Source organism: Nitrospira sp. (assembly GCA_029194665.1).
Lineage (GTDB): Bacteria > Nitrospirota > Nitrospiria > Nitrospirales > Nitrospiraceae > Nitrospira_D.
The window spans coordinates 62,470-87,289 of the sequence record JARFXO010000008.1 but is presented as its reverse complement, the minus strand read 5'-3'; the positions used below and the strand labels follow the sequence as shown (position 1 = coordinate 87,289).

At 56.8% G+C, this 24,820-nt stretch carries 20 protein-coding genes; 6 read left to right on the top strand and 14 right to left on the bottom strand.

Translation table 11 applies throughout. From position 1 onward, the window contains the following. Window position 1: 1 nt before the first annotated feature. The 4 genes from rpsR to P0119_21540 form a co-directional block, all read right to left on the bottom strand. On the bottom strand, window positions 2-256 hold the full coding sequence (gene rpsR, locus P0119_21555) for a 30S ribosomal protein S18 (protein MDF0668645.1): 255 nt from the start codon (window positions 254-256) through the stop codon (window positions 2-4). A gap of 24 nt (window positions 257-280) precedes the next feature. Next, window positions 281-679: a single-stranded DNA-binding protein gene (locus P0119_21550; protein ID MDF0668644.1), complete on the bottom strand. Its 399-nt coding sequence runs from the start codon at window positions 677-679 to the stop codon at window positions 281-283. Continuing rightward, window positions 666-1,013 carry a 30S ribosomal protein S6 gene (gene rpsF, locus P0119_21545; GenBank protein ID MDF0668643.1) on the bottom strand — a complete coding sequence of 116 codons (348 nt, stop codon included), beginning with the start codon at window positions 1,011-1,013 and terminating at the stop codon, window positions 666-668. The genes P0119_21550 and rpsF overlap by 14 nt, the downstream gene beginning before the upstream one ends. Window positions 1,014-1,266: 253 nt before the next feature. Then, window positions 1,267-3,966: an NB-ARC domain-containing protein gene (locus P0119_21540; protein MDF0668642.1), complete on the bottom strand. Its 2,700-nt coding sequence runs from the start codon at window positions 3,964-3,966 to the stop codon at window positions 1,267-1,269. A 223-nt stretch (window positions 3,967-4,189) separates the two neighbouring features. Here P0119_21540 and P0119_21535 point away from each other — a divergent pair, with 223 nt between their 5' ends. The 6 genes from P0119_21535 (at window position 4,190) to P0119_21510 (ending at window position 12,842) form a co-directional block, all read left to right on the top strand. Further along, entirely contained in the window at window positions 4,190-6,595 is a 2,406-nt protein-coding gene (locus tag P0119_21535; GenBank protein ID MDF0668641.1) for a mechanosensitive ion channel, read from the top strand. Window positions 6,596-6,811: 216 nt separating this feature from the next. Continuing rightward, on the top strand, window positions 6,812-7,993 hold the full coding sequence (locus tag P0119_21530) for a hypothetical protein (protein MDF0668640.1): 1,182 nt from the start codon (window positions 6,812-6,814) through the stop codon (window positions 7,991-7,993). Further along, on the top strand, window positions 7,990-11,055 hold the full coding sequence (locus tag P0119_21525) for a DNA polymerase III subunit alpha (GenBank protein ID MDF0668639.1): 3,066 nt from the start codon (window positions 7,990-7,992) through the stop codon (window positions 11,053-11,055). The genes P0119_21530 and P0119_21525 overlap by 4 nt, the downstream gene beginning before the upstream one ends. A 63-nt stretch (window positions 11,056-11,118) precedes the next feature. Continuing rightward, the gene (locus tag P0119_21520) at window positions 11,119-12,243 is read left to right on the top strand and encodes a Fic family protein (protein MDF0668638.1); all 1,125 of its coding nucleotides are present in this window, start codon (window positions 11,119-11,121) and stop codon (window positions 12,241-12,243) included. Between the two features lie 117 nt (window positions 12,244-12,360). Continuing rightward, entirely contained in the window at window positions 12,361-12,558 is a 198-nt protein-coding gene (locus tag P0119_21515; GenBank protein MDF0668637.1) for a hypothetical protein, read from the top strand. Beyond that, window positions 12,534-12,842, top strand: a complete 309-nt coding sequence (locus tag P0119_21510) for a type II toxin-antitoxin system RelE/ParE family toxin (GenBank protein MDF0668636.1) — start codon at window positions 12,534-12,536, stop codon at window positions 12,840-12,842. The genes P0119_21515 and P0119_21510 overlap by 25 nt, the downstream gene beginning before the upstream one ends. A 544-nt stretch (window positions 12,843-13,386) precedes the next feature. Here P0119_21510 and P0119_21505 read toward each other — a convergent pair. The 10 genes from P0119_21505 to P0119_21460 all read right to left on the bottom strand — a co-directional run bounded on the left by P0119_21505 (window position 13,387) and on the right by P0119_21460 (window position 24,773). Further along, window positions 13,387-14,634, bottom strand: a complete 1,248-nt coding sequence (locus P0119_21505) for a cation:proton antiporter (protein ID MDF0668635.1) — start codon at window positions 14,632-14,634, stop codon at window positions 13,387-13,389. A gap of 447 nt (window positions 14,635-15,081) precedes the next feature. Continuing rightward, window positions 15,082-15,573, bottom strand: a complete 492-nt coding sequence (locus P0119_21500; GenBank protein ID MDF0668634.1) for a hypothetical protein — start codon at window positions 15,571-15,573, stop codon at window positions 15,082-15,084. Window positions 15,574-15,580: 7 nt separating this feature from the next. Further along, entirely contained in the window at window positions 15,581-15,802 is a 222-nt protein-coding gene (locus P0119_21495) for a hypothetical protein (GenBank protein MDF0668633.1), read from the bottom strand. 195 nt (window positions 15,803-15,997) lie between these two features. Then, entirely contained in the window at window positions 15,998-16,741 is a 744-nt protein-coding gene (locus P0119_21490) for a sterol desaturase family protein (GenBank protein MDF0668632.1), read from the bottom strand. 560 nt (window positions 16,742-17,301) lie between these two features. Then, window positions 17,302-18,276, bottom strand: a complete 975-nt coding sequence (locus P0119_21485) for a tetratricopeptide repeat protein (GenBank protein ID MDF0668631.1) — start codon at window positions 18,274-18,276, stop codon at window positions 17,302-17,304. A 222-nt stretch (window positions 18,277-18,498) separates the two neighbouring features. Further along, on the bottom strand, window positions 18,499-19,590 hold the full coding sequence (gene ychF / locus P0119_21480; GenBank protein MDF0668630.1) for a redox-regulated ATPase YchF: 1,092 nt from the start codon (window positions 19,588-19,590) through the stop codon (window positions 18,499-18,501). Then, window positions 19,590-20,183 carry an aminoacyl-tRNA hydrolase gene (gene pth / locus P0119_21475; GenBank protein MDF0668629.1) on the bottom strand — a complete coding sequence of 198 codons (594 nt, stop codon included), beginning with the start codon at window positions 20,181-20,183 and terminating at the stop codon, window positions 19,590-19,592. The genes ychF and pth overlap by 1 nt, the downstream gene beginning before the upstream one ends. A 2-nt stretch (window positions 20,184-20,185) precedes the next feature. After that, on the bottom strand, window positions 20,186-20,971 hold the full coding sequence (locus P0119_21470) for a 50S ribosomal protein L25 (protein ID MDF0668628.1): 786 nt from the start codon (window positions 20,969-20,971) through the stop codon (window positions 20,186-20,188). A 42-nt stretch (window positions 20,972-21,013) separates the two neighbouring features. Then, complete coding sequence (locus P0119_21465) at window positions 21,014-21,955, bottom strand: ribose-phosphate pyrophosphokinase (GenBank protein MDF0668627.1); 942 nt, start codon at window positions 21,953-21,955, stop codon at window positions 21,014-21,016. A 439-nt stretch (window positions 21,956-22,394) separates the two neighbouring features. Next, window positions 22,395-24,773 carry a fatty acid cis/trans isomerase gene (locus P0119_21460; protein ID MDF0668626.1) on the bottom strand — a complete coding sequence of 793 codons (2,379 nt, stop codon included), beginning with the start codon at window positions 24,771-24,773 and terminating at the stop codon, window positions 22,395-22,397. Window positions 24,774-24,820: the final 47 nt, after the last annotated feature.

Genomic DNA, 24,820 nt, shown 5'->3' with positions numbered 1-24,820 from the left:
GCTATCGCTCCTCGGCAAAGCTGATGATGGCGATATGCCGAGCCCGCTTGACGGCCACCGTCAGTTCACGCTGGTGACGCATGCAATTCCCGGAAATGCGGCGCGGAACGATCCTTCCTCGCTCCGTCAAAAAATTCCTGAGGAGCCCGGCGTCTTTAAAGTCGATCGGCACTTTATCCAAACAAAATCGGCAAGGACGTCTCCGTTGAAATAACCGCCCTCCGCCTCCGCCACGTTCGCCTTCGCTTCGATCCATCACTGCCTCCTCATGCTCCTGTCATTAACCTTCTTCACTCATCTCATAGCCGGGCTCATCGTGCATCGGAGGTTCCGCACCAGTCCCACCATCTTGACGCTTGGGCATGAACGTCACGGTCTGCGCGACCACTTCATGCTTGCTGCGTTTTTGGCCGTCTTCCGTTTCCCATCGGCGCTGCTGCAACCGACCTTCGACGATCGCCCCGTTGCCTTTACTGAGATACTGCCCGCAATGTTCCGCCTGTCTGCCGAACACCACAATGTCGACGAAGCAGACCTCTTCCTTCAGGTCTTCACCCTGTTTAAACCGACGGCTCACCGCCAAGCCGAAACTCGCCACCGGTGTCCCGCTCGGAGTATACCGGAGCTCAGGATTACGGGTAAGGTTCCCCATCAGTATGACTTTGTTAAATCCGGCCACCGTCCGACTCCTGTGTCGAGGCTTCCACCGGACGCCGCTCCACCAAGGGCTTCTCGTGATGGACCGTCAAGAACTTGATGATATTGTCTTCCAATCGATAGGCCCGTTCGAGCTCACCGACCGTGTTGTTGGGGGCCTTAAAGTAGAAATAGGCGTAGGTACCCTTCCGCTCGCGACGCACCTCGTAGGCGAGTTTTTTCTTTCCTAAATTTTCAGCTTTGATGAATTGGGCGCCGGTCTTATCGGCGACGTTCTTCATCTTGTCGATGAGCGCCTTGGTCTCCTCATCAGAGACGGACGGACGAATAATAAACAGAGACTCGTAGAGCTCCATGCAGCGATCCTCCTGGACAAAGGCCCCCGAACCAGTCGGGAGCGAGGTGTAGGGTGCCTATTCGGCGCAAGAACGGTGGACCGTAGCACAAGATTTCTCACACTGTCAATGAATCACCGCCCATCCCTAATCTCCGGCTAAGCGAGACTGCGTCAAGATTTTACTTTGCGCCAGGCGTCAGGCCATCCCCGCCCGGTTCGTCACGGTCGCGATAAGTCATGCTGACCCCGATTTGTCCCTTTACGGATTGGGGCTACCTCTTTCCGTCCGTCGGTCGCATGCCTGGCTTGAGCTCGAAGAGATAAAGACCTTTCCCTCCTGAGGCGACGATCCCTGTTCCAGAGGGGAAGCAGGCAATGTGTGACGGGTAATCATCGACACGGATGACAAGAATCGAGTTGGGCGAGGCGACATCCCAGAGGCGCAGCGTGCCATCACCGGCGCCGGAGACTATCCACTTGCCCTGCGGATCGACCGCACAGCACGTGACCCCGTCGGTGTGGCCTTCGAGGGTACGGAGGACGTGGCCGGAGGCGACATCCCAGAGGCGCAGTGTACGATCGTTGGCGCCGGAGACTATCCACTTGCCCTGCGGATCGACCGCACAGCGGACCCGCCGGTGTGGCCTTCGAGGGTACGGAGGACGTGGCCGGAGGCGACATCCCAGAGGCGCAGTGTACGATCGTTGGCGCCGGAGACTATCCACTTGCCCTGCGGATCGACCGCACAGCACGTGGACCCAGTCGGTGTGGCCTTCGAGGGTACGGAGGACGTGGCCGGAGGCGACATCCCAGAGGCGCAGCGTGCCATCGTCGGCGCCGGAGACTATCCACTTGCCCTGCGGATCGACCGCACAGCACGTGACCCCGCCGGTGTGGCCTTCGAGGGTGCGGAGGAGCGCAGAATGTGGCCGATCGGGCATGGGCCAGAGCGGTTTGAGGAAGGAGATGTCGGCACTGGACTCAAACCGGTCTGCTATGGATGCCAAAGCTGGATCGTCGCGGAGTCGCGTGTAGAGAGTCCGCAATAGATCGTCCATTTGGGAAAAGCCAGTCAGTACGTGACCAGATTGAGCCAGGTTTCGACGAAGGGCCTCGATCGCTGCATTGCTCTTCATCCTTTCGGCCGTCACCAGATCGCTTTCCGCACTAAACACTTTGAGGAGAAAGATCTTCTTCGCGAGATAGTGCAAATCCTGGACTACCGCGTGCAGCTCATCAGAGCATTCGGCTTCGGTCAGATGATGGGCAAGGTATGACCAGATGTACCGATCATCGGCTGGCAGTCGAGACCACGGGCTTTGCTGTGCCGTGACTCCGTTGGCAAGGCTGTCTCGGTACGCCTGCAGGAACTGAGCATGGAGACTGGGCAAATCCTCGGCGATCAGTCGCAGGAAATCTTGCTGCAGGTCATGAAAGGACAGGCCGGCTTCCCGTTGATTCTGTCCGGTATACACTAGCCCTTTTCGTTCGAGGGTTTTCAGCAGGCTTTTGACTTGTATTGCGTCGAGGCCTCCGGTCTGATGCCAGAGCTTGTGAACGGTCGGTTCTGGGATGACCGTATCCTCCGGAAAGATTGCGAGTTCGAGATACCGTTGGCGCCAGTCATTTGGTAATGCATCGACACTGCATCTCATGGACTTGAAGATGCTGCCGTAGGGATGGTCGAGGAATTCAAGATGCCCGCGTGCCAGAGCGCTTCTCAGGTCGTCCCAGGCCATGCCGTCTCGCACGCGCGCGCCGGCGAGCGCCAGGGCCAGTGGAATCCGGCTGCAATGTTCAGCGATCTCTTCAGCGACGTGAGGAAGGGATGCACGAGACTGAGCGGACCACTGGGCGAGCAATTCTAGCGCAAGCTCTTTCTTGACACGATCGAGTCGTTCCTCATGGGCGCCGATCGCGGTGAGGAGGGTGGCATCCCTGGTTGTAATCAGGAGCTTGGACCCTGCGTTCAGTGTATCGAACGCCAGCGCGTCTTCATATCGCCAGAGATCATCCAACACCAGCAGACAGCATTTCCCTTCAAACAGTTCCCTGAGCAGCTTCTTGCATGGTTCTACACCGGTAAGGTCGGTTTCTTTTCCGGTGAGATCCTGAATCAGGCCGTCCAGTAAGCGAAGCATATCGGGTGCTTGACCCAAGGTGATCCAATAGATCCCATCCGGAAAAGCCTGACGAACTTCGTCATCATTCGCAAGAGCGATGGCCAGCACCGACTTGCCAATGCCGCCTTGCCCATGAAGGCCGAATTTTGACGCTGCGCCGGATATGCCGACTACCGTTTTGTTTTCTGTTAGCAAGGCGACTTTGAGCCGGTTCAGCTCCTCTGGCCTTGATATGAAATGCGGCCGTTGGGCAGGAACGCCGTACAACCTTCCCATCTGCTTGGTGATCGATGCCACTGCGGCGCTCATGTTGACTTGACCCTTTTGGCCGATGCGAGTTTGTTTCTCATTCACGAATGGAATCGGAGCAACAGGGAAGGGAACCGCCGTCACGAGTGTGTCGACAATCTTGACCAAGGCATTGTTTCGTATTTCCTCATCCGGGATGAGTCCCAATGGCTCCTCAGTGCCCCTGGCCCACTGGTACTTCGATAACTTCATCAGTGTGGGCGATTTGGGGACCGAGCTGATCGGCACGCAGAAAAGGACTGCGTCGCCGCGTTCCGTGGCATTTAGAATGGCCGGCAGCTCGACATCTGCGATGAAGTCGGATGCGAGAAAGTGAGGGCTGACCAGCAGTACGGCGATTTTCGTTCGATTCAAGGCTTCGTCAATCTTGCGTTCCCACCGATCGCCCACTTGAATGTAGGGATCGATCCACAGACTGATCTGTTTGTCACGGACGAATGGCTTCAGGAGTATTTGCAGCCGATCGAGCCACTGCTTGTCTTGGTGGCTATAACTGATGAAGATCAAGTCGCGTTGGAGCGCAGTAGTGGGGCTGTCCATGGCCGGGCCGCCGTCGCGGTCAGAAACAGTACGGGCAGCAGGATAATGTGTCGATAGGTGATTTACAAGGCACGGAAGGATGTTCGGAGGAAGAAGTTAGGGACCTTGTTACTCATTCTTTCTTTCACAGCCTGCATGTGATCGTAAGTCAACACTCATGCCTGATCCCACTTGACGGACGGGAGGGATAAGGAGGTACGTTGGAGCCATGCGAAGGTGGCCGGTGATCATATCAGTCCTCCTGCTCCTGTCGCCTTCCGTCGCCCCGGCCCAATCCCCGGTTCGTCTCCCAAGCCTTTCCGGTGGCGGCAATGCGGCCGGCAAGCCCACCGCCCCAGACCCACCATCACCTGAAGAGCAGATCAGGCAATTGCGTGAACGGTTGACTGCGGCCGAGGCGGACCTCAATTCGATCAGCACATCCGGTCCATTGGAGGCCGGTGCTCCATCAGGCACTCCCGAAAACGAATTGCTGGAGCGCCGTTCCTTCCTCTACCAGTTGGCCCGTGCCTACGAGCAGCAGCTTGAAGATACCCAAAAGCTCCAGCAGGCGCGCACGCGCCGTGAGCAAGTGGAACGAGAGAACCGCGAGTGGACGGACTTTCCTGATCCGCCCCCATACTCCGTCCTCATCGTCGATTCCCTCCGAGACCGTACCAGATCCCTGAAACGGACAGTCGAGCTGCTTGAGTCCAAGCTGGCCGCCACGATTCGTGCCGCTGAGCGTAGTGAGGAAGCGCTCAAGGCCGCCGAGCAACGATTGCGACTGGCTACCGAGCAACTTGAAATGGTCAAGGATCAGACCCAAACGACTCGACTCACCTGGCTCCGCGACTTGGCTCACCTGCGTAGCCGCGCCATGGCCGCCTCAGCCGCCATGCTGACTCAGTCGGTGAAGGCTCGTCAGGAGGAACTGGCCGAAGCGAAATCCAGACTGGCCTTCGCGCAGCGGCAGCTTGCTCGGGCCGAGCCAGAGCAACGGTTTAATACACAGGATTTGGATAAGGTTCGGGAGCGACTCGAGACGGAACGGACTGGGTTGGAGGCAGAGCTTGATCTGGCGCTGAGAGACCAGCGCGCCAGCCATCGTGCCCACGACCAAGCGGTCACAAGGCTCAATGGTGCCAAGACGACTCCATCCCCGGGCGGCAAGGAATCCCCGAAAGCCGCTGTCACCCACTCGTTGCTGATCGACCGCGCCGAGTTGGGGCGCGTGCAATCGGAAAACACCGATATCCGCGTCGAGATGTTGCGGCATATGTTGGATACCGTGGAGATGGAACGCCGGATCTGGGAAGGCCGGTTTGCGGTCGTGAGCGAGGGCGACATAACCAAAGCCCGCGAGGCCTTTCAACGTTTGGCGCCGGTCCTCCAAGAGGCCAGGACCTGGAGAGACTATATCGGGCAGCAGATCGACATGACCTCGGGACAGGAGGGCGCGTTGGAAACGCGGCTGAAACATGCCACGACACCAGCGGAGGTCGCCCGGTTACGCCCCCTCGTAGACCGCTACCGAGAACGGGGGCGATACTATCATCGCGGACTGGAACGCTCACAACAGCTCAATCGCCTTCTCGAATTGCTCAAAACCCGTTTCGAACAACAGGAGGAAGCGCTTCCGCTCTCGGCTCGCCTGCAGGCATCACTCACCGGTGCTTCACGCACACTGACCAACATCTGGGAGTTCGAGCTTTTCGCGGTTGAAGACACGATCGAGGTCGACGGCCAATCCATCAGCGGCCGACGGAGCGTGACGATCGGGAAAATGTTTCGGGCCATCCTGTTGTTGATGCTGGGATACTGGGCGTCCGCGGCCATGGCCAAGTTTGTACAAAGTCTTGCCGTTCGGCGGCTGCGGATGGAAGAACCCCTGGCCGACATCCTCCGCAAGTGGACGTTCGCCATACTGTTCGCCGTCGTGCTGATCGTCAGCTTGGTCTGGGCCAAGATTCCGTTGACGGTGTTTGCCTTCCTTGGCGGAGCGCTCGCGATCGGCATCGGCTTCGGCACGCAGAATCTGCTCAAAAACTTCATCAGCGGTCTGTTGGTCCTTATTGAGCGACCGCTTCGCGTAGGCGACCTGATCGAGATCGACGGAGTCGTGGGGGAGGTCCGGAGTATCGGGTTCCGCTCATCGACGATCCGTGACGGCAACGGCATGGAGATGCATATACCCAACAGCAACCTCTTGGAGCGGAATCTGAGCAACTGGACCTACTCCAATCGAACAAGGCGGTTCTCCCTGAAGGTCGGAGTCGCCTATGGATCGCCGGTCAAGCGGGTCCGCGACCTGTTGAGCGAGGCAGCCGTCCAGCACGGACTGGTGTTGAAGGATCCGGAGCCGCTGGTCCTGTTAGAAGACTTCGGAGACAATGCACTTATCTTCACGTTGTACTATTGGGTGGCGTTCGCTCCCGGGGTCAACCCAGCACTGGTCGGCAGCGACTTGCGGTTCATGATCGAAAAAAGCCTGGGCGACGAACGGATTTCCCTTTCGTATCCCCAGCGAGATGTCCATTTGGATACCGCCAGGCCGATTGAAATTCACCTGACAAATCGACTAAACCAGCCGGTCCATCCAGAGGATGACCACGAACAAGGCAAAGTTCGCGGTCATCCGACCACCTGATACCGCGCGATCACATGAGGACATCAGGGCCGAAGAGCCTGTCGTTTCGTAGTGATCGTCGAATGCCCGGAGGTCGCTCATCTATGGACCGTGGGTTCACATCGCCGAAGTTCCACTCATAGCCCGGAATCCACGACCAAAATCTAGACCCAGCTTTCCTACGTACTTGACGGGGATCTATTTTGATGTAACCATCGGTTACTACTTTGACTTGCCATGGATCGTCATATTGTCTGCCTACAGATTCCTGCCTTTAGAATCGTGCTGGCCCGTGCCGCTGACAGCGCGCTGCGGAACAGGCCGGTGGCCGTCGCACCGACGCATACGCAGCGCGCGTTGATCCGAGAGATTTCCACTGAGGCGTTTCGTGAAGGCATTCAGCCTGGCATGCCCGTAGATCTAGGACGGCTGATCTGCCCCGGCCTGCGGATGATTCCGCCCGATTCATCATTTACGCAAGCCGCCCATCGTGAGCTGCAACAGCGTATCTCGTCCTTTGCACCGGCTTGGGAATCGATCAGGCCCGGCTCGCTCTTTCTGGACCTCACCGGCACAACCAGACTCCTCGGCCCTCCCATCGATACCGCAACCCGCATCGGTCGAGAATTGATTCATCAGGAGGGATGGCCGAGTACGATCGGACTGGCGGAGAACAAACTCGTCTCGCAGTTGGCGGCATCCACGCTGACCAAGGCACCTCAAGTGTTGTCGATCCATCCTGGCTCCGAACAGCCGTTCCTCGCTCCGTTGCCGACCATGTTGCTTCCCGGTCTTCGCCGGACCCACACCTCACGAGTCATACAACGGCTAGAGGATTTAAACCTCGTTACACTCGGCGCGATTGCCTCTGTTTCATTAGCACACCTACAAGCCGCCATCGGTACTCCTGCTTATACGTTACACGACTGGGCCTTGGGTATCGATCCTTCTCCGGTACACCCAGTAATCGCTCAGCCTGTGATCGAACGGTCCGTCCTCCTCGATCCGGATGAAGTGGATGATCGACTCTTGCAGGGCCGGTTGTACCGATTATTGGAGCAGCTTTGCGCCACGCTGCGGCAACAGCAACGGATGTGCCGGCACATCTCGCTGACAGTTCGTCATAGCGACCATATCGAGCAGACCGCTCATAAGACGCTGCCCCACAGCACCTACTGGGAAGTCGATCTCCAGCCAGTGCTGACAGACCTGTTCTACCGATGTTTCTGCCGCCGGGTACGTCTCACAAGGCTGATCCTTCAGGTCAGTCGGCTGGAACCACCCACCCGACAACTTTTGCTCTTCGATGAGTCGCAATCCATAACTCCTCCCCGTTCTCACCGTCTCTCGCTGGCTCTGGATCAGATTCGCGCAAAATTCGGCGAACAAGCCCTGTCCTGGGGAAGGACGTTACGATGACGGCTGTCCAATTCGTCCATCTCCATGTCCATTCGGATTATTCACCGATGCGCGGGGTGTCGTCACTGGAAGGACTCTGTGCTTTGGCACAGCGACAAGGATCGCCGGCCATGGCTTTGACCGATGCGAACGGATTGTACGGAGCGATCCGCTTTGTCGAGCAGGCGAAGCAACTGGGGCTCCGGCCGGTTCTCGGCGCTGAACTGACCACTGATGATCATCGGGCGATTTTGCTGGCCAAAACACCAGACGGGTATGCCAACCTCTGTCAGGTGCTGTCGCAGAGACATTGCAATCCATCGTTCGACTTTTTCACGTCCGTTTCACGCTATCGTGATGGTCTCATCGTCTTCACGGACGACGAAACGGCGCTTACGGTCTGGGCCAAAGAATCGCGGCAAGACCTCTATGTCGAATTGACACCAGGGCCGGCTATGCATGATGCCCTTCTCTTCAGCCGCCGTTCCGGTTTGCCGCCTGTCGCCACCAATCGCGTGTACTTCTCTCATGCGAATGGCTTTGCCACCCATCGTCTGTTGCGTGCCATCGCCCTCAACAAGACTCTGTCACGGCTGCCGGAAGAAGCTTGTTGCACGCATAGGCAATGGCTGATGCCACCCGCGCTCATGGCATCTCAGTTTCCTCACGTTCCGGAAGCAGTGGAAAATACCCTCCGCATTGCCGAGGCCTGTCACAGCGACTGGCGTTTTGGCGAGACGATCTTTCCCGCCTTTCGTCGGCTGACCGATGAAGAAGCATTTTTGACGCTCAAAGACAAGACCTATGCCGGCGCACAGAGTCGATACGGCGTCATCACGCAAGAGATCCGTGACCGGATTGAAAAAGAGTTGGCGATCATCCGAGGGAAACGCTTCGCTCGCTATTTTCTTGTCGTGGAGGAAATTGTGACGACGTCAAAACGGACCACCTGTGGCCGCGGTTCAGTCGCGGCGTCAATCGTTTCGTACTGCCTTCACATCACTCATGTCGATCCGATCAAGCATCATCTCTTCTTCGAACGGTTTCTCAATCCAGGCAGGAAAGATCCACCGGACATCGATATCGATTTTGCATGGGACGAGCGCGACAACGTTTTGAAATGGGTGTTCGAACAGTACGGCGATCGCCAAGCCGCCATGGTGGCAAACCAAAACAGCCTCGGCTTCCGGGCAGCCATCCGCGAAGTCGCAAAGGTGTACGGAATGCCGACTGAAGAAATCGGCAGGATATCTTCACACGTTGTGCGTCAAAAGGACTTCCTCGGCTTTTCCACTCCACCGACCAACGAGCAATGGCTCCATCGGTTGTCACAGACCATGCAGTTGCCTCCCCCCTGGCCTGAGATCCTTGCTTTGGCGCTGAAAGCACAGAAACACTTCCGCCATCTCTCCATACACTGCGGCGGAGTCGTCATCGTACCGGATGAGATCCGGCGCTACGTGCCGGTGGAATACACAGCCAAACGCTTACCCGTCATCCAGTGGGAAAAAGATCAGACGGAGGACGCTGGGCTCGTGAAGATCGATATCCTAGGCAACCGGTCACTCGCTGTGATTCGAGATGCTCTTGCGGCCATCGCCAAACATACGGGCCGGACGATCGACTATGAAACCTGGAACCCGCTCAACGATGTCGCCACGCAGGACGCGATCCGACGTGGTGACACGATCGGCTGCTTTTACATCGAATCACCCGCTACACGTCTCTTGTTGAGAAAACTGTGGCTGGGAATGCCACCGCACCGCCGCGCAGTGACCGATGTTTTCGAGTATCTCGTCATGGTCTCGTCCTTGGTCAGGCCTGCGACTATTCCCTTCGTGGAAGAGTTTATCCGACGAGCGCATGCAGGCTCGTGTCCATCCCGACATCCCAAGCTGAAAGGAGTTTTGGATGAAACACACGGCATCATGGTCTATCAGGAGGACGTAACCAAAGTGGCGATGGCTCTAGCGGACTTTTCTGTTGAAGATGCGGATCAGCTTCGTAAGATCATCAGCAAGAAGCACAAACAAAAGCAACTGCAAGACTACTATCAGCAGTTTTTCCGGGGTGCCGAAAAAAATGGCGCGTCACCGAAGACGATCCATAGCATCTGGAAGATGATCATGAGTTTCGCCGGCTACAGTTTTTGCAAACCCCACTCGGCCAGCTATGCGCAGGTGTCGTTCAAGTCCGCGTACCTCCGAACCCACTATCCGGCGGAATTCATCGCCGCCGTCATCAGCAACCAAGGCGGCTTTTATTCGACTTTTGCCTATGTGTCGGAAGCCCGACGCATGGGACTGGCGGTCCTCCTGCCGGACATCAACGAAAGCGATTGGGCTTACCACGGTGAAGGCGAACGGCTACGGATGGGCTTGATGCAGGTGAAGACAATCCCGAAAGACCTCGGCGTGGGAATCGTCGAGGAACGGACGAAAGCCGGCCCCTATCGCTCGTTCCAAGATTTTTTGCGGCGTGTGAAGCCGGAGCCCTCCCATGCCAGAGCATTGGTCCGCGCCGGCTGCTGTGATTCCATCGCCGGTGAGCTGACAAGGCCGGCCTTGATGTGGCGGCTGTATGCGGGAAATGATTTCGCCTCAAGTCGTTTGCCGGTACCGGACGATTATTCCGCCGCTCAGAAGCGAGCCCATGAGATTGAATCGTTCAGCTGTCTGGCCAGCCGCCATCCTCTGACTCTCTACCGCAAGCAGATCGAACGGCTCCGCCCGGTGCCAGCCTCCCAAATGCATCGTTTCGTCGGTCGGCGTATCACCATGGTCGGCTTGCTGATCACAGAGAAATCGGCTGAGACCAAGTATGGCCAAACCATGGAATTCATCACCCTGGAAGATGTCACAGCCCTCTACGATGTCACGCTGTTCCCCGAGATCTACCGCCGTTGCTGTCATCTGCTTTCACCAAACCAGCCGTACGTGGTCAATGGACTGGTGGAAGAAAGCTTCGGCGTCGTCACACTGACTGTGCTGGATCTCCAACTCCTAGAGCCGACAACGGGCGACGTTCCTGACCGACTGACCCGACATGAATATGCTGACGGTTTCGTCCCTCATGAGTTATAGGAAACCCTTCTATAACTCATGCAATCCGTCTATTATGAGCTATACGAGAGGAGTCTATCGCTCATGACATGGAATTGGCAGCAAGACGAGTGGCCGAACTTCACCTATGACAGGCAGACTTTTACTCCAAACGAGACCCACTTTATCCATGAAGCGGGAATGGTTCAGGGCGCCATCAAACATCTCACGGAGGGAGATCAGTCACAGCTCACAATTGATCTCATCAGCAACGAGGCCGTCACCACTTCGGAGATCGAGGGGGAAATACTCAACCGCGACTCCGTGCAATCGTCCATTCGCCGAAATTTCGGGCTGGATACGGATAACAGGAAGATCCCTCTCGCTGAACAAGGCATTGCCGCCCTGATGTCCGATCTCTATCAGCACGCCGGTACCACGCTTTCTGAAGAACAGTTGTTCGGCTGGCACGCGATGCTGATGCGTGGACGGGGGGACCTGACTACCATCGGAGCGTACCGGAACACCCAGAATCCGATGCAAGTGGTGTCAGGCCCCATCGGAACTCCCAGGGTTCATTTTGAAGCGCCACCCTCGCACAGGGTTTCGATGGAGATGAACAGGTTTCTCGAGTGGTTCAACCACACGGCACCGGAAGGACAGCATCCGCTTCCTGCACTGGCTCGGGCAGGCATCGCACACCTGTACTTCGAATCGATCCATCCGTTTGAAGACGGCAATGGACGGATTGGGCGGGCGCTGTCGGAGAAGGCCTTGTCCCAGACCCTAGGCAGGCCGACGCTCATTGCGCTGTCTCAGACGATCTGCCGGAGCCGGAAGGCCTACTACGCAGCACTTGAGGACAACAATAAGGATTTGGACATCACAGACTGGCTCAGCTATTTCACACGAACCGTCCTGGAAGCACAGCAATACACCCAACGCCTCATCGATTTTCTCATTGCGAAAACCAGGCTGTATGATCGACTGCGTGGCAAGCTCAATGAACGGCAGGACAAAGTACTGACACGCATGTTTCGGGAGGGACTGGACGGGTTCAAAGGTGGTCTCAGCGCAGAAAACTATCTCAAAATCACCCACACGTCCAGAGCCACCGCCACCAGAGATTTACAGAGCCTGGTCGAACTGGGCGCGCTCCAAAAAACCGGCGAACTCAAACACACCCGGTACTGGCTGAGGATCCTTCAGGAGCCCGGCAAACAATCGTAGCGATTACTTACCGGGGGTGAGGCCTTGGCATAGACGCAATGGAATTCGAGATCTGTATGGCGTGATTGCTTTCAGCGGTGACCTGACATACAATTTCTTCCATTAAGGAGCGCTCGAATGAGCACAAAACAAGCCGTTCTAGACCTTGTGGGAAAGCTGCCTGACGACTGCTCGCTGGACGACATCCAGTACCATCTCTATGTGCTACAAACGATCGAGCGCGGCAGAGCGGAAGTCGCACAAGGTGAAACCGTAAGCCACGATCAGGTCAAGCAAGAGTTACGCGCAAAGTGGCGAAAGAACGGCGTGAAGTAATCTGGACAACCAACGCACGAAACGAACTCGACGACATCGTCGCCTACATCGCCAAAGACGCTCCCCTCTCAGCACTGGCCTTTCTTGAAGAAGTCCTGAATACCGCCGACTCGCTCTTCTCACTCGCGGAGCGTGGTCGGATCGTCCCTGAACTTCAGAACCCGTTCATCCGTGAACTCTGCATCAAACATTACCGGCTATTCTATGAAATTCAGGACCGCACGGTGTATGTGCTCGGCTTCATTCATGGAGCCAGAGAGTTCAAGCCACACGAGACGAATTGATCAGCCGGTTCTCCTTATCGAACACAGGCCACACCGATAACCACCTCCATCACAGATTGGGTGAATTGACCGGGGGCCCTGGATAAATGGCAATACGATCAGGCGCGGACTGCTGTTCCAGAGTCGTGAAGAGCAAATGGCTTCGCACACCGTAGGTCCGAGATCGGACACACCGTGGACTTGCACTACTCAACGATCCATGCATCCTGAATCCAGAGAAAGCCCAGCAATGCACAATGTAAGACCCCGCTTTCTTTCGAGTACGTGGGGAGGTCCTTTCGGGGATCAATCGCACGGCCTGCACACTCGCTGTCTACGCTTCGCAGGATGGGTTGCCCCATCGCCATGCGAGACTCGCTTCCGGCTGGATGCCCTTCCGTTGCCGGGCAGGACTGAGGTCCTGCTGGGGGCCACTGACAGGTTTCCGCTCTCGGTTCACGGAGCTTCCCCCTTTCCCAAGCTTTGCTGGCGCACCAAGATTCAACCCCCACTTCTTGACGCGTCAGCACCCAATCGGATCTTGGTCCTACCTGCGGCGTTGGATTCATGCGGGTTCGCTGACCGGAGCTGAGGGTGATGCGGGAAGGGGCTTTGCTTCCGCTTCGTCTTTGACCTGCTGGCCATAGCGCTGGCCAAGGATCGGGCCGACGACGCACGTCGCGACCACGAGGACGAGCACGGCGTTGACATACGACACGTCTAGCAGGTGTGTGCCGGAGGCGTTCACGGTCTTGTAGGCGACGACGGCGGAGGCGAGCGTGGCGGCCATCTGCGGGAGGGAGAGGCTCCACACGAGACTGATCTGTGCGCGGGTGCCCCCAAAGGCACGCGTGGTCAACCATGCGGCGAGGTATTTGCCGATGACCAGCACGCCGATGATGCCGAGCACCAGCCCCGGACGGGTGATGGCGGTTTCGCCAAGCAGATGGAAATTCACGAGGAAACCCGTGGCGAGAAAAAACGCCGGGATGAACAACGTCTGCGCGATCACTTCGAGCTGCTCGACGGCGAACTTGCCGCGCACCGTGCGTTTCACCGCGATGCCGGCGAGGAAGGCGCCGACGATCCCTTCGAGCTGGATCAGGCTGGCGCCCTCCGCGCAGACCGTGATGACCACCAGCATGATCATCACGCGCAACTCCGGCTTGTCACCCCAGCGGACGATCGCCTTCCGCGCCAGCGTCCCGGCAAACAGCAAGACCACCGTCACAAAGACAGCGAGTTCGAGCACCTCCACGCCGAGGAGTCCCCAGGAGAATCCGGCGAGGTGCACGCTCACGGTCAGGGCCAGGACGAGCATCGAGGCGATGTCGGTGAAGATGGTGCCGCCGACGACCGTCGTCACCACAGGATGTTGGGCGAGGCCGAGCCGCTGCAGGATCGGGAACGCGAGCAGCGTGTGCGACGCGATGAGCGAACCGACGAGCAGCGCGCTGTTCCAATCGTTGCCCGTGGCGCGGCCGAGCAGGACGGCGGCGGCGAACGGGATGAGAAACGTGAGCGCGCCGAAGGTGAGCGAGCGATTGCGCGACTTCTTGAATTCGTCGAGATCGATCTCGAAGCCGACGAAGAACATGAAGAGCAGCTTGCCGAGTTCCGCGAACAAGGCGATCACCGGCCCGTCCGCGCTGATTAGTCCGATCGCGTTCGGCCCCATGAGCACGCCGGCGATGATGAAGCCGAGCACTGCTGGCAGCCGCAGGCGTTCCATGAGCCTGGGCAGCAGCACGAAGCAGCCGATGGCGATAGCAAATTTGGTGAGTGGCGAGAGTTGAGCAGCAAGTCGTTCCATGGATTCAAGCACCAGAACTCTCTACCACCGCGCCTGTCTTGAGATCAAGAAGCGGATGCGGATCACGATCGCAAGGACGGACAGGCTTCATCGCGCGGCTCGACGCGCGGGAGTGGATGAATCTCCGAAGGCTTTCTTCACCTCCACCAGGTCAACCGGCTTCCGCTCTTCGTCGAAGAACTCGACGCACGTGCCGTAGAGGCGCAGAGCGACGAGGAAGTTACGGCCGGGAATGGTCTGCCTGCAAAAAAATGGTCACAGAGAAAGTTGGGGTCGGATCTTGAACCGTGCACAGCGCAGGAGAGCCGATTCGATCTGGCAACTCACTGTTCCAGGCACCCGTCCTGTTCTCCAGCCACTGCTCCCCTCATTGCGTCCCACCGTAGTTTTTTGCGCGGAACCCTTGCGTGATCAGCAACAACAAAAGGAGCCATAGGCCAACCTGAGTTATCTGGATTCGGTTATGGTACGTGACGCACGCATGACTTCCAGCGCACGCTCTATGACGATGCGGTCCGGCAGGTCTTTTTCACGGAGTGTTTGTTTGGTGAGCAGGAGTCCTTCGAGATTGATGGTGCTCACAGGAATGCCTTCGAACTCGATTGTTTCGGCGTACGGTTGAAGCGTTTCATGGGTCTGGCCGTTGGCATTCAGCATGACGTCCACGACAAATGCATCGGCGACCCGAATATTTTCACCCTCTTCGAACCACGCAGGTTCGATCTCCTTGGCCGCTTGATCCGGCAGGATCAACAGAGCATCTTTGACTCGTTCTCCCGCCGCGGCATAAGCCGGAACCACAATATCAATATGGTCGTTGCGCGTTGGTAGCCATGAGCCGCCAGCGCATAGCCGTCGCTGAGAAAATAGTCGACGTGATGTTGATTGAGAGAACGTAAGAGGGTTTTGAGGTCGTCGAGCGTAGCGGGTCGGCTGCACTCTTCCATCACGCTCGCTCGGCGGCTAATCGTCCTATGCCCTGCGCCAAGCAGTCTTCCTGTTGTTGATTCGCGTCCTTGTGTGATCGAAAACGGTACACCCCTTTCGGAATAAACGTACTTTTGGCCAAATGTGCGATCACCTCGCTAAAGCTCGCCCCTTCTGCCAGCAAGGTTCCATCGGCCTGCCCGGCAATCGGTCGCTCACGTCTGTGCCCAACCGTTATCATGCTCTTTACTCTACCTGAGGTGTTAAAAGTGGGCAAGCCGTACCTCCTCGACCGCGCCGGCACGAACAGCCGTTGCCGATAGCCACACGAACGCGAGCGGACATTCCTCGGACGGCGCATTCCTGGTTGAGAAGAACCAAAGGGGCCGGGAATGTTTGTGTTGGCCGATTACTACACACCGTGGCGAGTCGCGGCCTAGACCCCGACTGCCATGCGGACGGGGTGGACTGTCTCTGAAATCCCGTAAGGCCCTGTCAAATCCACCTGCTCGGGATCAACATAGGTTCCGAACAGTCGATCCCACACGGTAAACAGGACCCCGAAATTCGCCCCCGTCCTCCCCATCTCTCTCAAATGGTGCACGCGATGGTAACGAGGCGTGACGAAGAGCCACTCCAGTTTTCGCGATTCCCAGGTGACGTTCATGTGCATCCAGTTGTTGGTGAGGACCAACATATAGCCATAGATCGGGAAAAATGCTGCGGGCACCGGTTTGATGAGTGGGAACACCAGCAGATAAGGAATATTGGCGAGGACGATTTGGGGAAAGCTCGCTCGGATACCGGCCAGCCAGTATAATTCGGTGGGTGAATGGTGCCATCGATGGATGGGCCAACCCCACGACGTATGCCACAGTCGATGCATCCAGTAAGCGATCCCGTCGAGGACGAACAAGAACACTACCAGCTTGAAACCGAATGGAAGCGCCTGCCACCGCCAGTAGGAGTAGTGAGGAAACGGGATTTGGTTCGTCACCTGTGCGGCAAAAACGAAGAAGATCTGATAGGTGGTGAGGGCTGCCACATCCGACAGGAGCACCTGAAGATACGGGATCGGACGTGTGGGCCACCAATATTCTGCCGCGAAAAAGAGCAGGCCAATTCCCCAATAGATGGCGATTCCTTCCAGCGCAAACGTATTCGCAAGCGAGTCGAACATTGGTTCCACCTAAGTAACAGCTTAGGAGTGACGACGAGAAAGTGAGGCAAGAGAATCGCTCATCTTGAAGGCGTCGGTCAAGTCAGTACTTGCCCGCCGCGCCCCTTTCATGGGCGAAGCCACGCTAGCGGCCCAACGTGACTGACCCAGAGTGAAGGAGGTACGAAACAGCCTGGGTCTGTAAGTTGTGGGATGATGCGGTCGACTAGGCGCTTGCCCTTCTGCAGCGATCAGCGTGCGAGGCCGGTGGGTTTCTCATGACTCCAGACCTATTCTTCGGGGTTCAGGCTCGGGCATAACCCTGCAGGTAGCGCGGTGCCCACTATTTTAGCGTTCGGCTCGGTAATGGTGCAACGGCGACGGCAGCCTACGAGACGTTATCGAGCGTCATCCACACAATGTTTTCACTGGGCGGATCATCGACGCAGGACTGATACTGTGGCTATACAGGCGGTCTCGTCCACTCAGAAAGTTCAAGTTGCTCAGACAGACGATGGAACGGCTGTTGTTCCAACCGACGGCCCGGTGTGTCAAGCGAGTACGAGCCTTCTTCCGAGCTCTCACTCTCGGCCATTCGTAGCTTTGTGGAAAGAGTCCTTCCCTCCATGAGCCATCTCCAAACTGGAACGGACCGGCAGCGTCTCGGAGGCGTTTGGTCCGAATATCCTTTCCTGGATCTTCAACTCTTCTTGATAAAGCGGGATCGCAAGATCTCTGCGGTCATGCGTTTCATACAGCCGGGCCATCGCGTCGAGCGAATTCGCCACCAACGGATGGTCGTGGCCGAAGACCTTTTCTCGGATCGCCTTCGAACGGAGAAACAAGGGCATCGCGAGTGATACATTGTCGGAATATAAACTGACCGCCAAGTGATGGAGACTGTCCGCGATGGCAGGATGGTCAGGCCTCAACGTTCGCTCTCGAATCACCCATGCGCGGTAGAACAATGGACCGGCTAATGCATGGCTTTGCTGCTGTTCGTATAATGCGCTTGCGACCAGATCCAGCGTATCGGCCACATGAAGATCCTCGGATCCGTGCGTGAGCGTGTAGATTGTCAGTGCCCGGAGAAAGTCCGTCTCAGCGCCGACGAAGTCGTTTTGTTTGAACCGCGCGGCGCCCAATTTATTGAGGAGAGCCGCCAGGTCTTGGTTGACTTCCTTGTCGCTGGTTCGATCCAATAGCTCAACAGCCTTCCCGTATGCTTTTTCAGCCTCAGGCCAGTTCCCGACGGACCTCGCATGGTCCCCTCGTGCTTCATACCCCGCCCAGCCAATTTCATCGACCGCGGGCAACAACCCGACGCAAACCATCGTCAACGGGAAGGGCAAGGTGCGGTCACGATCAAACCCTAGTGGCCCAAGTCGGTCTTCCATTCGGTCATCGATCGAAAAGCACGCGTCCCTTCCCCCGGGAGACATCGGGCTGTAGGCGGTGAGCTTGTCGCTCTTCGTATCAGTTGCCCACACACTATCGATCGTTGGAGGAGAAACCACCGGATGGTTTTCTTGGAAGGGCGCGGCGGCAAAAGACATCGCTGGCGTGCAACACCAGTTTAGTCCAGCGCTGAGGCCTACGAAGCAGAAGAAAGAAGTCGTCCACAACCGAACGATGGTCAATACATCTGCCATTTTCAACCTAATAATAGATTAGATCACATAGATGCTACTTTAGAGAAGAAATACAGCTGCACTTATCGTATTGAAAGCCGGATGACGATGATACTGGGGAATTCCCCGGTATTGGCTGGACAGTAGCTAAACGTTGAACCTAAAGTACACGATGTCTGCTTCTTTGATGACGTAGTCCTTGCCTTCCAGTCGGAACAATCCCTTCTCCTTCACCTTCGCTTCCGATCCGCAAGCCAGCAGATCGTCGTAGTGATAGACTTCGGCGCGGATAAAGCCCCGTTCCATGTCGGAGTGGATCTTACCAGCCGCTTGCGGTGCCTTAGTGCCCTTCGGAATCGGCCAGGCACGAGATTCAATCTCGCCGGCGGTGAAGAAAGTAATCAGGTCAAGCAGGGTATAGGCCTCGCTCGCCAATCGGACAAGCCCCGATTCGGTCAGCCCCATTTCGCTCAGGAAGTCCGCCCGTTCGCTCTCAGGCAATGACGACAGTTCGGCTTCCAGCTGTCCACAGATGGTGACGACCCGGGCCCCGCGCTTCGCAGCAAACCCGCGCACCGCCTGCACCATGGTGTCGTCCGCGTTTTTACCTTCGGACACGTTTGCAACAAACAGAACCGGCTTCGCCGCGAGTAGTTGACATTCATTGAGGATAACCCGTTCTTCCAGGGTGTATTCCCGGTTTCCCAACCATTCGCCTTTGTCGAGCAATCCGATGAGCTTGGCAAGAAACTCCACTTCAAACGCAGCTTTCTTGTCACCGGCCCGGACTTTTTTTTCCGTCTTCTGTTTCCGACGATCAAGCGTCTCCAGATCGGACAACATGAGTTCGGTTTCGATCACGCCGATGTCACGGAGCGGATCGACCCCGCCGCTAACGTGAACAACATCGGTACCCTGAAAACAGCGGACCACGTGAAGGAGAGCATCTACTTCTCTAATGTGGCCAAGAAATTGATTGCCGAGCCCTTCCCCTTTGCTGGCCCCTTCGACGAGACCGGCGATGTCTCGCACTTCCAGTGTGCTATAAGTGGTTTTTTTCGAGGTGAAGATTTCCGTTAGTTTGATGAGGCGGGGATCCGGCACCAGAGCGATGCCGGTGTTCGGGTCAACGGTTGCGAACGGATAGTTCGCCGCCAGCGCGCCGCCGCCGGTCAGCGCATTGAAGACCGTCGTCTTACCGACATTGGGCAGACCGATCATGCCGCAACACAGGCCCATTAGTTCGCGCCCTCCCCTTCGTCCATCGCCTTCGCTCTGACATTAAATTGGTTCATTGCCGCTTCAGATCCACGATGAATCACACATTCCAGTGCATCCACTGCCCGCTCCAGACAGGGCTCAAAAACGGCCATCTCATCCATCATCACGGGCTCTAAAACATAGTCGGCGGAATCTTGGCCTGGAGCAGGGCGACCGATCCCAATTTTCAATCGCACGAATTGTGGAGTCTCAAGCGCTTCCGCAATGGATTTGATCCCGTTGTGTCCGCCATGGCCACCAGCCAACTTGATCCGCAGCCGCCCCGGCTCTAAATCCAGGTCATCGTGCACGATGATAAGTTCGTTGGCGGTGAGTTCGAGTTCTCCCAGGAGACCTTTCAGCGGAGGGCCGGAAATATTCATCCAGTCGAGTAGTCCGGCCAGCTCGACCCATTCCCGTCCGAGTCTCCCGGAACCTCGTTGTGCTGTGCCGCGCGGTGAGAGTCGGATCGACCATCGAGCGGCTGCCCGCTCGATGACCCACATGCCGACATTGTGACGGGTCTGAGCATAGGCCTTTCCAGGATTGCCCAGCCCTACGAGCAGGTGCAACGTTACTTCTTCTTTTCAGCTTCTTTCTTTTCAGCCTTGGGAGCGGCTGCAGCTTCTTTCTTCTCGCCGGCCTTCGCTTCCGCCGCAGGCACTGCAGCACCGGCCTTGGCCGGCTCGGCACCAGCAGCACCTTCAGCCCCAGCCACCTCCTTGCCTTTTGCCATGACTTCCGGCTCCCCTGCTGCTCCTGCACCGCTGGTGAGCAACGCTTCGAGTTTGGCATCCGACATCGGTGCCGCAACGCTGACCACCATCTGATCGGGATCGTCCAAGAAACGGACACCTTCGCGAGCTCCGATTTCTTTCACATGAATACCGCTGCCGATAGTCAATGTCGACGCATCAACCTCTATATGATCAGGCAGAGCGGCTGGAAGACATTCGACATGCACGTCGCGCATGTTGTGGTGCAGTACACCGCCCTCTTTGACGCCGGCCGGGACACCGCCGATGACTTTGATCGGAACCTTCACCCGAATCGGCTTGCTCATGGAAATCTCAAAAAGATCCGCGTGCAGGACAACCCCCGTCACCGGGTCGACTTGATAATCCCGTAAGAGGGCCGTGCGATTCTGCTTGGACTCAGCTCCATTCACCGTGAGCGAAATCAGCGCGGTGCTGCCCGCCTGCGATTTGAGAATCTTAATTAGTGCCTCAGGATTGACGGTCAGCAAGAGACATTCTCCTTGACCGTAGAGCACAGCCGGGATTTTCCCAGCCCGCCGCATAGACCGCGCAGCTCCTTTCCCCGCTTGTTCTCTGACTGCCGCCGTCAAATCGAATTTCATGGTCTTCCTCCGTCCTCCACGCTGCGCCCAGTCGATAACGGCTTAGGCGAATAGTGAACTCACCGATTCATCTTCATGGATCCGTCTGATGGCTTCGCCCAACAAAGGCGCCACCGACAATTGATGCAACTTCGGACAGGCCAACTCTTTCCCTCGCAGCGGAATCGTGTTGGTCACCACCACTTGCGAGAGACACGAAGCCTGTAACCGTTCCAGTGCCGGCCCCGACAATACCGAATGGGTGCAGGCAGCTATCACCTCTCTGGCACCTTGATCGGTACAGGCCTGCGCACCCTGAACAATCGTCCCTGCTGTATCGATCATGTCGTCCAGGAGCAAAACGCTCTTTCCTTGGACGTCCCCGATGATGTTCATAATTTGGGCTTGGTTCGGACCCTCGCGGCGCTTGTCGATGATAGCCAGGTTGGCCTGAAGACGCTTGGCAAACGCCCTGGCTCGTTCCACGCCGCCGGCATCGGGAGAAACGACGACCAAATCACTGATTTGTTTCTTCACGATATAGTCGAGCAGAACCGGGAGCGCATACAGGTGATCAACCGGCACATTGAAAAATCCCTGAATCTGCCCGGCGTGAAGATCCATCGAAAGCACACGGTCAGCTCCGGCAGTGGTGATGAGATCGGCGACCAATTTGGCAGTGATGGGGACGCGCGGCTGATCTTTACGGTCCTGGCGAGCATACCCAAAATAGGGAATGACGGAGGTAATGCGATTGGCGGACGAACGCTTCAACGCATCGATGATGATCAACAACTCCATCAAGGAATCGTTGACCGGTTGACAACAGGACTGCACGACGAACACATCGGCGCCGCGAACATTTTCATCGATCTTGACCCGAATTTCCCCATCGCTGAAGGAGGAGACGGTCGCCTCGCCTAGTTTTTGTCCCAAATACGCTGAGATCTCCTGGGCAAGCACAAGGTTGGCGTTGCCAGAGAAAATCTTAAGTTCTCTGTTCATCAGACGTTCCTAATCCGCAGTCTCTCTATAACGTGTTGGATTCTCTAGCGGGTTTTATGCGATGCGCAGCATCGGCTTTCTGTTAGACCAACCATTTCCGTCGCTGCACACACTACTAGCAAGAGAGTCAAGGGGTGAAACTGTATCGGAAATCGTTGGTCTCTGTCAACAAATGACAGGGAGTGTATGTACGTTATCGTTGCAGTGCAGAGAGGGTCGAAACGGCATAGATTTTGACGTGGTGTTCGGTCCGAAAACCAATCTCGGTTCGTCGAGCTGTCGCCTTGTCATGAAACACACCAAAAGCCCATGAGCGCCGCTCCACAGAGCCACCAAGCCATTGTAGCTCATTCAGCGAGAAGCTTCTGCTTGATTCTGTGAAGTGAGCCTTGAGCCTTGGACAGTCCTGGACAGCACATGAAGCCCGGCAGAGCCGTCCCTATCGGTTTTCGAGCCGGTTATAGTCGAATAGGCCAGCATCGAGCGGGCTGATCCGGCGATAGGCCGCATGGATCGTGTCGCTGTGGGTCCAGAAGGCAGGATTGGTTCGACGGACGGCAAACCGTTCGGCCAGCCGTCGGTAATCATCCTCGCTGGTGAGGTCTGTCACCGCCGTAACGAATTCCGGCAGGTCCGACCGGCGGAGCCGATAGAGGGCGTTGGGATAGGCACCGATAACACCACGTCCCACTGTCAGTCGATCCTCGTCCGGAAGCCGGCGCGATGCTTGATCGAACAGCGAAGCGACATTGCTGAATCCGTTATCGTGGAGCAATGTGAAGATCTGATCCTCCTGATTGCCTACCAATCCCTTATCGTTCACGACGGTCAGCAAGGCCATTTCTGGCATCCACTGCGCTGCCCTTCCCTTTACCTGCATCAACCTCTGTAACTGTTTGCGCAGAGTCAGGTCCTGCTCCCCGATGAGGTCATATTTTGACTCCAATGTCGTGCCGATCCGTTTCCGCAACAGCCCGAACAATTCGCTCTTGGGCTGGTCGCTGTGGTAGACGATGCCGCTGTCTTGCTGTACCAAGATACGCCGGCCATATACATAGTCCTTGACCGATTCATGCGCATCGCGATACCAGAAGTCTCGCCACCGTTCCCGTTCCTTGATCGGGAGCAACATCAAAAAATTGAACTCCCCTTCCATGCGGAGGAAGTCCATATACAATCGGGTATCGAGTTGATGCCCAACGAAGCCGTAGACATCGAAACCCGCCACCAGTAAGTAATAGATCCGTTCGAACAAGTCATAGGATAAGAGCCAGGCGGTTTTGGGCTCTTCGCCGACTAAACCTTGCACGACCGAACCGCTGTCCTGATGGCGAAACACGGTCAACGCGGCATTGCGGTTCTGCCCCCGGCCATCCCAAATAAAGGCGAGGTCGGGCGCCTCGTTCTGGAGATGGAGGCGTTCGATATAGGCCTGCTTGGCTTTGAGAAACTCATTCTGCATATGGGAATACTTGATCCAGGAGATCAGTCCCAACCTGGTCGTCCCTTCGGGCGTCGGCAAATAGAGATGCTGGCTCATCTCCGCGAGGAACTGCTCCTTCTTGTCGAGCACGGCGCTGTCGGGATCGATGAAGAAGATCCAGAATCGATCGTCGATCACATCCAACGCCACCTGCCCTCGACAGACCGGCCCCTTGATGAACTGCATGACAAAGGCGCGGGCGTCATCAAGCAGAAACCGGTATCGCGACCGGACTGGAAGGTCACGAAATGCCACGAACGGGTTAGCGGCCACGTTCGAGTCATAGCTAGGCAAGGCGCCGACATTGAAGGTGTTACTCAGAAACAGGTCCGTATACCGTTGTTTGCGAGCAGAGGACAAGGCATACGGCACATGCGTTTTGGCCGTGAGACTTTCTTTCACCGATTGAAGCCGGTAATAGACACGCGGGACGCCCGGATCGTCGAAGGGACGCCGCGTGGCGATCACGTCAATGGGCTGGCCAGGTGCCGTGCGGGACCGTACGAGCCGGAACCATTCACGATTGAGCAACTCGTCGAAATAGAGATGCGTCAGATGCAGATGCTCATAGAGGTACCTGGCCATCAATTGGTGTTTCAAAGATTCCCCGTTTAAAAACTCCTCCCATTCCTTCACCTGCCGCAGTGCCGGCGCAGACGTCCGGTCCTGCTCGGGATAGGGCGTGCCCAGTTCGATCCAGCGCAAGACCGTCTGGTATTCCTGATCGGTCAAGCCCGGTAAACCATAGGGCATGCCCCACAACGGATGCTTCTCCGCAAACCGATCGAACTCTGAGTCGGTCGGACAACTCTGATCACGATTCAAGGAGAGATCGAAGGAATCGGACAGCAACGGATCAGCCGGGAGCGGGTTGGCCTGCTTCAAGGTCAATGTGCGGGCAAGCACACCGGCGCGGCGCTCGCTTTCAGTCGCACTCGACTGTTCCTGAACGACGGGGAAAAAATCCTTTTTGCGCCAGGCCTCTACCGTGTGAGCATCCTCGAACAGCCGTGTCGGCTCGGCCGTCAACAGACGCATCCCGTCATAGACCGGCTTTTTGTTGGCGCCGCGAGCCAGGCCTTCAAAGGCGGTGAGATTCAACTGACAAGGTGAATCGTAACAGCCGTGACACACGGCACAGCGGCGCTCGATGATCGGTTGGATTTCGCGCCAATAATCGACGGTGGCAGTACCGGCCGTACTTGGCGGAATCCTCGTTTCACCCGTTGCGACCGGGCCCGATCCCGTGGGCTGTACGCAGCCGGCCAATGGCAACAAGAGAACGATCCACCGATACCCGCCGCCGATTTGTGATAGCAGACGAATCGACGGCATACTGACTTTCGCTTGCGGGTTGGACTTGGATACATTGCACACTGGCT